This is a genomic window from Paracoccus caeni, assembly GCF_016629665.1.
Lineage (GTDB): Bacteria > Pseudomonadota > Alphaproteobacteria > Rhodobacterales > Rhodobacteraceae > Paracoccus > Paracoccus caeni.
Genome location: NZ_JAEPRQ010000007.1, coordinates 76,793 through 89,241, shown reverse-complemented (window position 1 = coordinate 89,241; position 12,449 = coordinate 76,793). Strand labels below are relative to the sequence as shown.

12 protein-coding genes are annotated in these 12,449 nt (G+C 61.7%); 3 read left to right on the top strand and 9 right to left on the bottom strand.

Features of this window, described 5'->3' with window-relative positions; translation table 11 throughout:
• Window positions 1-41: 41 nt before the first annotated feature.
• Window positions 42-950, top strand: a complete 909-nt coding sequence (locus JJJ17_RS16150) for an SDR family oxidoreductase (protein ID WP_200688233.1) — start codon at window positions 42-44, stop codon at window positions 948-950.
• 119 nt (window positions 951-1,069) lie between these two features.
• Window positions 1,070-2,086, top strand: a complete 1,017-nt coding sequence (locus tag JJJ17_RS16145) for a nucleotidyltransferase family protein (protein ID WP_200688231.1) — start codon at window positions 1,070-1,072, stop codon at window positions 2,084-2,086.
• Window position 2,087: 1 nt separating this feature from the next.
• On the opposite strand, the gene JJJ17_RS16140 is transcribed toward JJJ17_RS16145, so the two are convergent.
• Window positions 2,088-3,071 carry a hypothetical protein gene (locus JJJ17_RS16140; RefSeq protein ID WP_200688229.1) on the bottom strand — a complete coding sequence of 328 codons (984 nt, stop codon included), beginning with the start codon at window positions 3,069-3,071 and terminating at the stop codon, window positions 2,088-2,090.
• A gap of 90 nt (window positions 3,072-3,161) precedes the next feature.
• Window positions 3,162-3,797, bottom strand: coding sequence for a class I SAM-dependent methyltransferase (locus JJJ17_RS16135; protein WP_200688227.1), 636 nt, complete (start codon window positions 3,795-3,797; stop codon window positions 3,162-3,164).
• Between the two features lie 114 nt (window positions 3,798-3,911).
• Between JJJ17_RS16135 and JJJ17_RS16130 the strand changes: the two genes are divergently transcribed.
• Window positions 3,912-4,370 carry an RrF2 family transcriptional regulator gene (locus tag JJJ17_RS16130; protein WP_200688225.1) on the top strand — a complete coding sequence of 153 codons (459 nt, stop codon included), beginning with the start codon at window positions 3,912-3,914 and terminating at the stop codon, window positions 4,368-4,370.
• 6 nt (window positions 4,371-4,376) lie between these two features.
• Here the strand turns inward: JJJ17_RS16130 and JJJ17_RS16125 are convergent, their stop codons facing one another.
• The 7 genes from JJJ17_RS16125 to JJJ17_RS16095 are packed head-to-tail and all read right to left on the bottom strand — an operon-like array spanning window position 4,377 to window position 12,329.
• Window positions 4,377-5,567, bottom strand: coding sequence for a phenylacetate--CoA ligase family protein (locus tag JJJ17_RS16125; protein WP_200688223.1), 1,191 nt, complete (start codon window positions 5,565-5,567; stop codon window positions 4,377-4,379).
• A gap of 12 nt (window positions 5,568-5,579) precedes the next feature.
• Window positions 5,580-6,368 (bottom strand): ABC transporter ATP-binding protein, encoded by a 789-nt coding sequence (locus tag JJJ17_RS16120; protein ID WP_200688221.1) that lies wholly within the window; start codon window positions 6,366-6,368, stop codon window positions 5,580-5,582.
• A gap of 3 nt (window positions 6,369-6,371) precedes the next feature.
• Window positions 6,372-7,601: an ABC transporter substrate-binding protein gene (locus JJJ17_RS16115; RefSeq protein WP_200688220.1), complete on the bottom strand. Its 1,230-nt coding sequence runs from the start codon at window positions 7,599-7,601 to the stop codon at window positions 6,372-6,374.
• Between the two features lie 36 nt (window positions 7,602-7,637).
• The gene (locus tag JJJ17_RS16110; protein WP_200688219.1) at window positions 7,638-8,711 is read right to left on the bottom strand and encodes a branched-chain amino acid ABC transporter permease; all 1,074 of its coding nucleotides are present in this window, start codon (window positions 8,709-8,711) and stop codon (window positions 7,638-7,640) included.
• A 3-nt stretch (window positions 8,712-8,714) separates the two neighbouring features.
• Window positions 8,715-9,593, bottom strand: coding sequence for a branched-chain amino acid ABC transporter permease (locus tag JJJ17_RS16105; protein ID WP_200688218.1), 879 nt, complete (start codon window positions 9,591-9,593; stop codon window positions 8,715-8,717).
• Complete coding sequence (locus tag JJJ17_RS16100; RefSeq protein ID WP_200688217.1) at window positions 9,593-11,551, bottom strand: AMP-dependent synthetase/ligase; 1,959 nt, start codon at window positions 11,549-11,551, stop codon at window positions 9,593-9,595. Before JJJ17_RS16100 ends, JJJ17_RS16105 begins: the two co-directional genes overlap by 1 nt.
• A complete protein-coding gene (locus tag JJJ17_RS16095; RefSeq protein ID WP_200688216.1) occupies window positions 11,541-12,329 on the bottom strand; it encodes an ABC transporter ATP-binding protein in 789 nt (262 codons plus the stop codon). The genes JJJ17_RS16100 and JJJ17_RS16095 overlap by 11 nt, the downstream gene beginning before the upstream one ends.
• Window positions 12,330-12,449: the final 120 nt, after the last annotated feature.

Below are 12,449 nucleotides of genomic sequence, written 5' to 3'. Positions count from 1 at the left end.
CCGCCGTCAAGCGGACGATTCTTTTCTGGCACAGGTGAAAGATGACATTGCAGGGCAAGGTGGCGCTGGTCGCGGGTGGGACCCGAGGCGCGGGGCGGGGCATCGCAGTCGAGCTTGGGGCAGCGGGGGCGGTGGTCTATGTGACCGGGCGCACGACGCGGCAGAAGATGTCGGAATATGGCCGCCCCGAGACGATCGAGGAGACCGCCGAACTGGTCACCGCAGCGGGCGGGCAGGGGATCGCGGTGGCGGTTGATCATCTTGATCCGACACAGGTGGCGGCGCTGATCGCGCGGATACGGGGCGATCACGGGCGGCTGGATGTTCTGGTGAACGATATCTGGGGCGGTGAATTGCTGTTCGAATGGGACAAGCCGGTCTGGGATCACGACCTTCAGAACGGTTTGCGGTTGCTGAGGCTGGGGATCGATACGCATCTGATCACCGCGCATCACGCGCTGCCCCTGCTGATCGAGCGTCCTGGCGGCTTGCTGATCGAGATGACCGATGGCACGGCAGAGTACAACGCCACGAATTACCGCATCTCGCCATTCTACGATCTGGCCAAGGTGGCGGTGAACCGGATGGCATGGGCGCATTCGAAGGATTTGGCGAAGCATGGGGCTAGCGCGGTCTCTCTCACGCCCGGCTGGTTGCGCTCCGAGATGATGTTGCATGCCTTTGGCGTGACCGAGGAGAACTGGCAGGACGCAACCCGCGATCAACCGCATTTCGCGATCTCCGAGACGCCTCGTTTCGTTGGCCGCGCGGTGGCTGCGCTGGCGGGGGATCCTGACAGGGCACGATGGAATGGGCAGTCGCTGTCCAGCGGAGCGTTGGCAAAGGTCTATGGTTTCACCGATCTGGACGGCTCGCAGCCTGACGCATGGCGTTATCTGGTCGAGGTGCAGGATGTGGGCAAACCTGCCGATGTGAGGGGGTATCGGTAGGAAGGTCCGCTCTTTTTCGTGCTTGAAGGGAGAGTGATCGCGCATGCGGATCGCCATGTTCAACAAACTTCCTTTTCGTTGAACATTCATGTATTCAACAATCATAAGGATTGTTGAACATGCCCGATATCCCGCACCACAGCGCGCTTGCCCATGCCGCCTATCACGATCTGCTTCGTTCGCTCCGCGACGAGGCGGCAGGCGATCTGCGCGGCACCCCGACCCGGGTCGAACGCAATGGCCGCGCCTATTGGTATGACAGCTTCCGCATCGGGTCCGAGGTGCGCAAGCGTTATATCGGTGAAGACAGCCCTGATCTGGCCGCCCGGATGCATCGCGCCCAACAGGACCGCGCGCCCGCCGAACAACGCCGCAAGGACCGTGCCCGGCTGGTCCGGCTATTGAGGGCCGAGGGATATATGGGCCTTGACCCCACCACCGGCAGCCTGATGGCGGCTTTGGCCAATGCAGGCGTCTTCCGGCTGGGCGGCACCATCGTCGGCACCCATGCTTTCCGGCTTTACGAGGGTGAGCTGAACCTGCGCTACGGTTTCGACCAGACTGCACAGACCGACGATCTCGACATCGCCAGTTTCGAGCGGCTGTCGCTGGCGCTGGAAGATGTCGCCGCGCCACCGGTTCAGCAGGTATTGGCCGATTTCGACTTCGCCCCGGCGCCGAGTCTGGAACCCGGCAAGGCGTGGCGTTGGCGGCAGACGGCGGGAAACGCGCTGGTCGAGTTTCTTACGCCCGCTTTCGGCGATGAAGGATTGCGCGATCTGCCCGCACTAGGTGTGCAGGCGCAGGCTTTGCGTCATCTGAACTACCTGATCGCCGACCCGATCCCCGCCGCCATCCCCTATCGCAGCGGTGTTCTGGTGCAAATTCCGCGACCTGAACGCTATGCCATCCACAAGCTGATCGTGGCCGAGCGTCGTCGGGCAGAGGATCGCCTGAAATCGCAAAAGGACCGCGCGCAGGCGGCCTTCCTGATCGCCGCTTTGGCCGAGGACCGACCCGAGGATTTGGCCGAGGCGTTGGCCGATGCTCGTGACAAAGGCCCCCGTTGGCGCGAACGGATCGACGCATCGTTGGCACGGATGCCCGACAGCGCGGCCCTGATCTTGGCTTTGTAGGTTACTCAAGGGCCAGCGTCGTCAGGTTCTTGCAAACTGCTTCGCGCTGCTGATCAGCCGGTTTTGATCTCAAACCATTGATCCGCAGTTGATAGCGGGCGGCGCGGGCGATCCGCTCATAGTCCGCTGTGACCAGATCCTTATACCCCTCGATCTGTGGAAAGGCATCGCCAACGAATTCGAAATATTCTGACGCGGTCGCAAATATAGTGCCGTCATGCGCCATCAAAGCCACGGCCAGTTCCGTCAACCTTTCAGCTGAAGGTGGTTCTTGCGGCGCCGAAGACTGCTCCTGAGGATCGAAAGGCCTGGTGGTGCGCGCATGATCCGCGACCACAGACACCGCAGCCAGCAATTCCAACGCTTCGGCGTCCGGTGATTCCTCTGCCAGCAGTGGAGCAAGTTGATATGTGACGCAGTTTCCAATCTGCGCGGCGGAAAGGCGCAGCTCACTGATGAAATACGCAGCATCAGAAGCTTGCTGCAACGTCATCGGACGCCAGTAGGAATGGCCATGGAGCGCGGAGGCCATCTGCCAAAGGCCTCTTGTCTCCGAAAGCTCCACTTCGCCGGACATGAACATGGTGGCGATTTCGCTGTAATAGGCGAAGTCTTCGTGCGGTCTGTCGATCGTATTCGGCCCCCCAATCGACAGAGTTGCCGTCGCATTGTCGATGCCATCGGTCGTCCGGTTCGCGACCCGCACCTCCATATCGCCATAAGCGTTTGGAATGCATCCCGGCTCGGTGAAATCGCATGCTGGGTTGCTGTTTGAGGGCGACAGGAAATGCAGGCGAATGCGGGTGAAGTCTCCGTCCGACTGAAGTGTTGCATGCACGATCCGGGCGAGGACGATCCCCTGATCCACAGCCACCAGATTTGGAGCGACCAACACCATTTCTCGGGGCATGTCGTCCCAGTCTAGCGCGGTCGCAGGCGATGCTATTCCCATAGCCGTCAAAGCCAGCAGTATAATCTTATGCAAATCCGGTGATCCTTAAAAATCGAGAGTAAAAGTCAGAGCGAGATCATCTCTCCAACCTGCCGGATTTGAAAGGGACGGTTTTGGGAACGCTCAGCCCGCGCTGTTGCGCCGCAGAATGATGATCGTGTCCTGCAAGGTGACCTGATCTCCCGAGGGCGTTTTTGCCGGGCGGTCCACCAGCTTTGCCTCGACCACCGTCCAATCGGTCGGATTGTAGCCTGCCGCCGCCAACTCGCTTTCGACGGTGGGGAACGGCTCGCTTTGGCTGTGATTGGCCCAGGGCGGCGGTGCGCCATGGGCGACGACCAGCAGATGACCTCCCGGCGCGACCGCGCGCGCTGCCCGGCCGACGATCTCGGCGCGCGGCAGATGGACCGGCGACTGGAAGTAAAAAGCGGTCACCAGATCGAACTGACCCGCGGGGAAATCGACCGACAGATCCCGCGCCTCGAACCTGGCGCGGTCGGACAAATCCTGTTCCTCCGCCCGCCGTGCCGCGCGACCGACGGCGACGGGTGAAATATCCACACCAAGCGCCTGCCACCCCAGAGAGGCCAACCAGATCACATCGTCACCGTGGGACGACCCCAGATCCAGCGCCGTTCCGGGCGGCAGATCGGTGGCGAACCGGGCCAGCGTCTTGCTCGGCTGGCCGGTGCTGGTGGTGCGCTTGGTCTGGTAAAATTCTTCCCAGAAAGCATCGGGGGTGGCGGCTTGATCCTGCATGATCGGCGGTCCTCTGGCGGCTGTTTTCACGTAACTATATAAGTAGCGTGATATGATGTTGCAGTCAAGGTCACGTATCTGCAAGAGTTACAATTCAAGACAGACGAGGGTCTCATGCGCTTCGACACACGGCTTTCACGGCTTTTGCACGTCCTTCTGCATATGGAAGGGCGCGATCAGCCGCTGACATCCGAGGATATCGCGGTGATGCTGGGTTCGAACGCGGTGGTGGTCAGGCGCATCATGGCGGGGCTGCGCGAGGCGGGTTATGTCAGTGCCGAACGGGGCCATGGCGGTGGCTGGAAGCTGGCACGTCCGCTGGATCAGATGACGCTGCTTGACGTTTACAAATCACTGGGCGAGCCCGAACTTTTTGCCTTCGGCCTCTCTGACCCGTCGCCGCGTTGTCTGGTCGAGCGTTCGGTGAATGCCACAATGTCGGCCGCCATCGCCGAGGCGACCGAGACGCTTCTGGCCCGTTTCGCGCAGACCCGGCTTTCTGAAATCGCCGAGGATTTCAAGGAACTCTACGCGCAGCACGAAACGGAAGTGCCGCATCAGTGGAAGCCCTGATCTGGGTTACCGCTGATCGTCGATGACCTTACCGTCTTTCGGCAGGCTGCCCGGCGCGACCACCTCGACCGTGCCTTTCAGGCGCGTGATCTCGGCCAGCTTCTCGGCCAGCGGGCCGACGACATTGCTGTCATCATGCTCGACGAGCAGATGCATCCGGTCCTGCTCTCCGACCCGGCTCACCTCCAGCCGCAAGCGATGGCAACCCGGGACCAGACGCTCGATCGCGGCGATCTGTTCGGGGCGCACGAACATGCCCTTGACCTTGGTGGCCTGATCGGCGCGACCCAGCCAGCCCTTGATACGCCCGTCCGGCAACATCGCCGTCATGTCGCCGGTGGCGAAGCGCAGCAGCGGATAATCGGGATCCAGCCGCGTCACCACGATCTCGCCGATTTCGCCAGCCGGGACAGGATCGCCGGTACCGGGGCGCAGGATCTCGACGATCACGTCGTCATTCAGCACCATGCCCGGTCCCTCGGTCTCATAGGCGATGATGCCCAGATCGGCGGTGCCATAGCATTGCTTGACCGCCACGCCTTTCGAGGCAAGCTCAACCCGCAGGCTTTCCGGCAGCGCCGCGCCAGTTACCAGACCGATTTCCAGCGACGAACGATCCGATCCGGTCTCGTCTGCCTTGTCTATGATAATCTTCAGAAAATCCGGCACGCCGACATAAACGCGCGGGCGATAATGGCGCAGTGCCAGCAATTGCTCCTGCGTGTTCCCCGGCCCCGCCGGGATCACGGGGCAGCCAATCGCCTCGGCACCAGCCTCGAAGATAAAGGCGGCGGGTGTCAGGTGGTAAGAGAAGGTGTTCAGGATCACATCACCCTTTTGCACCCCGACCGCCTGCAGAGCACGGGCCGAACCCCACCAATCGGGTCCACGCCCCTCTGGGTCGAAGATCGGGCCGGGCGAGATGAACAGCCGCCGCAACGAACCGACCGGATTGCCGTTCAGCCCGCCAAAGGGCGGTGTTGCTGCCTGCATCTCCACAAGGTCACCCTTGCGCAGAACCGGCAGCGCCGCCAGATCGGCCAAAGAGCCCAGCGGGACCACATCCGCCAGCCGCTCTGTCCAGTAGTTCTGCGTCTCGCGCATCCGCGCAATCTGCGCGTTCAGGCGGGCCAGTTGGTCCTTTTCACGAACATCGGGGGCCTGCCCCTTGGCCGCGTCGCTTAGCCCGGCTGTCATGGCGAAATCTCCTTATGCCAGCCAGCGCTTGCGCCGGCGGTAGTGTTTGACATTGCGGTAATCGACGTGATCCGCGCCGCCCAGATAGAAATCCTGCACGTCCGGGTTGGACTTCAGCACATCGGCTGAGCCCGACATCACCACCTGCCCCTGTTCGATCAGATAGGCCCGGTCCACGATGTCCAGCGTTGCCGCCGCGTTCTGTTCGACCAGCAGCACGGACATCTTTTCGCGGGCATTGATCTCGCTGATGATGCCGAAAATCTCTTGCACCAGCAGCGGTGACAGGCCCAGCGAAGGCTCGTCCAGCATGATCAGTTTCGGTTCGGTCATCAGCGCCCGGCCAATGGCCAGCATCTGTTGCTCGCCGCCCGACAGATAGCCCGCCTTGGACTTGATCCGCTCTTTCAGGCGCGGGAAGTAGGTATAGACCTGATCGCGCAATTCGTTGAAACGACTGCTGCTTTTGCCATGAAAGGCGGCGACCAGATTTTCGTCGGGGGTCAGGTGACCAAAGATGCGGCGGCCTTCCAGCACGTGCACCAGCCCCATGGCGACACGCTCGGGTGCGCCCATATTGCTGATCGGGCGGCCATCATAGCTGACGGCCCCCCGGGTGACCAAGCCACGCTCAGGACCAAGCAGCCCCGAGATGGATTTCAGCGTCGTCGATTTGCCCGCGCCGTTCGAGCCAAGAAGCGCGACCATCTCGCCCTCGCCAACCTCAAGCGAGACGCCTTTGATGGCAAGGAAGACCTTGTCGTAGATCACTTCGACGTTTTCGAGCACCAGCGCGGGCATGGCTCAGTTCCCCTCGCCGTAATGGGCGGCCGATTCCTCGATCACCTTGCGGACCAGTTCAGGATAGGCTGCGTGCCAATCGGACACCGGAACCCATGCCTCGCCATCCCATTCCGAGATGCGGCCAGCGCCACCACCCTGATGGTCCTCGGCCGTGATGGTGATCGGCGGCATCAGGCCCTCGGCGTCGTAACCGGCGATCTTCTCGAAGCCCGCTTTCAGGGTCTCTCCGGTCAAAGGCTCGCCGCCTTCAAGGCCCAGACGCGCGGCCTCGACCGCAACCGCCATCGTTGCGACACCAAGGTTGTAGTAGCTGTTGCCGACATTGGCCTCTTCCCCCGAACCCTTACCGGTGGCGATGACCTTTTCCTGAATGCGCTGGATGATCGGCAGTTCGGTCCCCGAGGCGGTCGCCTCGAACCGTTTCACGCCCTTCATTTGCGGACCGACATTCGCGGCGTCGGTTTCGGCGAGCCAGATGACCGAGTGGATCTGCTCAGGCGCGATGCCGTTCTGGATCGCGGTGCGGACCGATACCGCCTGACCACCGCCCGCGCCCCAGATCAGGACGAAATCGGGGCGATAGCGGCGCACTTCGGACCATGCCGAAGATTGCTCGTTGCCGGGCGAGGCATAGGGGAAGGATTGGTATTCAAAGCCTTCCTGTTCGGCCAGCGCATCAAGGATCGGCAGCGGCTCACGACCAAAGGGGCTGTCGATATGGACGATGGCGATCTTCTTGCCCTCGATCCCGCCGCCATTGGTTTTCATGAACTCGACAAGGTTTGCCGCTTGCGCCCAATAGGTCGCAAACATCGGGAAGATATAGGGGAACACCGTTCCGTCAGAGGCGTCGCCGCGACCATGCGCCGGGGTGATCACCACGCGGGCATCGGCCCCCGCCTGGTCAAGGATCGCCGCCGAGACCGGGGTGGACAGGAAGTCGAACAGGATCGCGCCTTCTTCCTTGGCCCGGTTATAGGCCTCGATCCCGCGCTGCGGCTGGTTGCCGGTGTCGCGGACGATGGCGGTGAAGGTATTGCCGTCGATCCCGCCCTCTTCGTTGATGAGGGTCAGGTAGTCGCGCTGGCCCTGATTGTACTGGCCGGTCACGAAGGTATAGACCGCCGTGAAGTCCTGAAGCAGGCCGAATTTGACCTCTTCAGCCGGGGCCTGCACCGCCAGCCCGGCGACCAGCGCCGCCGACAGCGCGGTTCTGCGCATCCATGTCATGGTTTTTCCTCCCATTTTAGCCCCCTCCCCAGGGTCTCAGCTTCTGGCGTGGCGGAACGGCCAGACCAGAAAATATTTGCGGATGTTGTCGTAGATCTTGGCCAGCCCAAGCGGCTCGAACAGCAGGAAGCCGATGATCATGGCGCCGTAGATGACCAGAGGCAGGTGCGACAGGAAGTTCTGGCTCACCGGCACCCAGCCAGAGGCGGCAAGCCCCGCGATCAGGTTGGTCAGAAAGATCGGCGCCAGCAGCACGAAGCCCGCGCCCAGATACGACCCGATGACCGAGCCAAGACCACCGACCAGCACCATCGCGACCAGTTGGATCGAGACGTTGAAGCCGAACTGCTCGGGCGTCACCGCGCGGTAATAGCAGAAGGCAAGGATTGCGCCCGACACGCCGCCCAGAAAGGACGAGGTGAAGAAGGCCATCAGCTTGGTCTTGAACGGATCGACCCCGATGACGGCTGCGGCGAAATCCTTGTCGCGGATCGCCACCAGCGAGCGCCCGAAAGAGGTCCGTTTGACGTTCAGGTAGAAGACCGTAATCAGCGCGGCCCAGGCCAGCGCCAGCCAATAGCGCGAGGCGAGGCTGCTGATATCCATGAACAAAAAGCTGACGGCTGGCGTGCGCAGCGTGGCATGGGCGCCGCCGGAAATCCACGGCACGTTCACCACCACCCAATCGACCAGATACTGCATGGCAAGCGTCGCCATCACCAGATACAGCCCCTTCACCCGCAAAGCCGCCGCACCAAAGACCGCGCCGATGACGGCGGCGATGATGCCTGACAGCAGCAGGGCGATCTCGAACGGGACGCCTGCGCGGACAAGATGGATCGACGAATAGGCGCCGATGGCCATCACCGCGGCAAAGCCAAAGTGAAGCTGGCCCGCCATGCCCATCAGCAGCGTCAGCGACAGCGCCGCCGCCGACCAGATGATCCATGGCAGCACATAGCTGCCAAGATAAAGCGGCGAGACCAGAAAGGGTGCCAGCACCGCGAGGGCGAAGACGGTCAAAACCAGCCAGCGGTCAGCGGGAATTTTCCACAGCTTGCGGTCGGCCTGATAATTCGTGTGAAACGTGCCGGAGAGGCGATAGAACATGGCTCAGATCCTCTCAATGTCTTCGCGGCCGAAGATGCCGAAGGGGCGGACCATGATGGTCAGCAGGATGATCAGCGAGGTGACCACGTCGCGCGTGCTGCCCCCCACGATCGAGTCGAGATAGCCGGGAATGACCGATCCGAGGATGCCGACGACAAGCCCGCCGACGACCACGCCGGGGATCGAGTCGACCCCGCCAAGGATCACCACCGCAATGGCCGGGAAAAGAAGCATGGAGAGCGTCCAGTCTACCCCTTGCGAGCTGCCCCACAAAGCCCCGGCGACCACCGCCGCGATGCCTGCCAGACCCCAGGAGATGCCAATGGCCCGCTCGACCGAGATGCCGACCGCCCAGCTTGAGATATGGTCATCCGACACCGCCCGTAGTTTCGTGCCCAGCCTTGTGCGGAAGAACAAAAGCGATGCGCCAACCAGCAACAGCGCGACGATGCCGCCGACCAGCGAGGTGCGGTTGATGAACACGTCGCCGATGATGACCGGCGCGAAGCCGATGCCCACATCGATGGATTTCGGGGCAGATCCAAGAATACCGGGGACCAGCCCTCTCAGCAGGATCTCCAGCCCCAGTGTCAGCATGACGACCATGATCACCGGCTGCCCGACCATTCGCCGCAGCAGCAGCCGTTCGACCACCAGACCGAACAGGAACATCGTCACCATCGCCGCCGGGATCGACAGCCAGACCGGCAGCCCCCATGACAGGAACAGCCAGACCGCATAGCCCGCGACCATCACCACCGCGCCCTGCGCAAGGTTCGGCACGCCCGCCGATTTGTAGATCAGCACAAATCCAAGCGCGACCAGCGAATACATCAGCCCGGTCAGTGCGCCATTGATCAGAAGTTCGACGAAATACGCCATCACGCGGCCTCCTTCACGTCGGCCAGACGCAGCGCCCGGTCAAGCGATCCGGTCTGCCCGTTTTCATAGACGATCTGCGCCTTGAAATCGATCTGGTCCTGTCCGGCATTCAGCGCCTCGATGATCGGACCATAGCGGTCGTCGATCACATTACGCTTGAGCTTGCGGGTGCGGGTGACCTCGCCATCGTCGGGGTCGAATTCCTTGTGCAGGTTCACGAAACGCGCCACCGACAGACCATGCGGCAGATGTGCGTTTACCTCGGCGATCTGGGCTTCGATCAGATCGTAAATGCGCGGCTGCTGCGACAGTTCGGCGTAAGAGGTATAGGCCACGCCATGTTCCTGCGCCCATTGCCCGACCGCCTGAAAGTCCACGCAGACAATGGCGATCAGCATGTCGCGCCCTTTACCGACGACCGCCGCGTCCTTGATATAGGGCGAGAATTTCAGCCGGTTCTCGATATAGGTCGGAATGAAACGGGTGCCGTCGGCTTTCTCGATCACTTCCGAAACCCGGCCCAACACCACCAGTTGCCCGTCCGGCTCGATCTGCCCGGCATCGCCGGTCATCAGCCAGCCATCGACTAGCGTTTCCGCCGTGGCCTTCTCGTTCTGGAAATAGCCGTCGAAGATATTGTCGCCCTTCAGCAGGATCTCTCCGTGTTCGTCGATCTTCATCTCGACGCCGGGGAAAGGCCGCCCGACCGTGGTGAGCGAGATATCCTCGGGCTTCTGCGCCACGGCCAGCGCGCAGTTTTCGGTCTGGCCGTAGAATTGCCGCAGGTTCAGGCCAAGCGCGCGAAACCACAGGAAGACATCCTCACCAATGGCTTCGCCGGCGGTATACGCGCGCTTGACCCGACCAAGACCCAGTTGATCCCTCAACGGGCCATAGATCAGAATTTCGCCCAGCCAGCGGTTAAGACCGCCTCTGCCCGGCTTGCCGTCCAGCTTGGCGCGCTCTGCTGCCATCGCCTTCGGCATGAAATATTCATAAAGCCGCCGCTTGATCCCCGTCGTCTCGGCAATGCCCACTTGCACGCGGGTCAGCATGGCCGACCAAGCGCGGGGCGAGGCGAAATACAGTGTCGGCGCGATTTCCCGCAGGTCGTGCATCGCGGTTTCCTGCGCCTCGGGGATATTGACGGTAAAGCGCAACTCCATCGCCGCGCCGATCGAGAAGATGAAATCGCCGACCCATGCGATTGGCAGATAGGCCATGTGGACTTCGCCTTCATGGAAATATCCGGCGGCGGCGGCGTTGCGGACGCCCGACAGGACATGGCCATGCTTCAGCGGGATACCCTTCGGCGCGCCGGTGGTGCCCGAGGAATGCATCAGCACCGCAACATCATGGACCGAGGGACGAGCAAGCAGATCATCGGCAAGCCCCGGTTCAGCGAAGAGACGCTCGGCACCCTCGGCGCGGATGGTGTTGAAGCCGGTGACGCCCTCAGGCTCGCTTCCGGCCAGACCGCGCGGATCGTCATAGATAATCAGTTCCAGCGACGGATAGCCTTCGCGCACCTCCAGCAGCTTATCGACCTGTTCCTGATCCTCGGCGATGGCGAAGCGGATATCTTCGCGCGCCATCTGTGCCGCGACTTCCTCGGTCGGCGCATCGGGATAGGCGGGCGAGGGGATCGCGCGCAGGCAGGCCGCGCCCAGCATCCCGAAATAGAGGTTCGGGCGGTTGTCGCCGATCACCAGAACCACATCCCCGGGCTGCACGCCGCGCGCTTCCAGCCCGGCGGCGAATTCCAGAACCGCATTCAGGTAATCGGTCCAGCTATATTCCTGCCAGATACCCCGGTCGCGTTCGCGCATGGCGATCTGGTTCGGATGCTCGGCTGCGTTTTTCGCCAGACGGGCAAGGATGTGATCTTCGCGCTTCCAGTTCGGATGCAGCGCATCGGCATTCACAACCGCGTCGATGATCGAGGGTTCAGGCTGCATCGCGAGGCTTCCCTATATAAGCTTCGACGACCAGCGGATTGGCGATGGTCTCGCGCGCCGGACCCTGAGCGATCTCCTGCCCGTTGTTCAGCACCAAAATCCGGTCGCAAAGCGCGGTGACGACATCCATGTGATGCTCGATGATCAGGACGGTCAGGCCCAACGCCTCCTGCGCATCGAGGATGAAGCGGACCATGTATTCCTTTTCTTCCTGATTCATCCCGGCCATCGGCTCGTCCAGAACCAGCAGTTTTGGCTCGGCACACAGCGCGCGGGCCAGCTCGACCCGCTTTTGCAGGCCCAACGGAATGACATCGACATGCTCATCACGGGCGGGCGCAAGCTGAAGAAGATCAATGACTTCCTCTACCTTCTTACGATTTTCGATCTCTTCCTTCCGGGCCCACCACGGATAGAAGAACGAGGCCAGCGGGTTCGGCTTCATATAGATGTGCCGACCCATCAGGATATTGTCCAACACGCTCATCCCGTGGAACAGCGCGACGTTCTGAAACGTCCGCGCCACCCCCATCGAGGCGATCATATAGGGTTTCAGGCCATTGATTTTCTTGCCATCCAGCGTGATCCGGCCTTCCTGCGGCGGATAAAATCCGGTGACGGCATTGACCAAGGTGGTCTTTCCCGAGCCGTTAGGCCCGACCAGCCCGAAAATCTCGCCGCGCTTCACGGCAACGGAAACATTTTTCAAAGCGACAACCCCGCCGAAACGGCGCACGATATTGTCGCAAACCAGAACGTCATCCCGCGCCCCGGTCATAAACGAATTCCAATTCGACGAATGCGCGCGAAAAGCGCAATAGCTCCGTGCATAGGCTAGTCCTCCCAGACAGTCTTGCAGGCCGATCTCCTCATCGGCCGCGGATCGTTGAAATAAAGC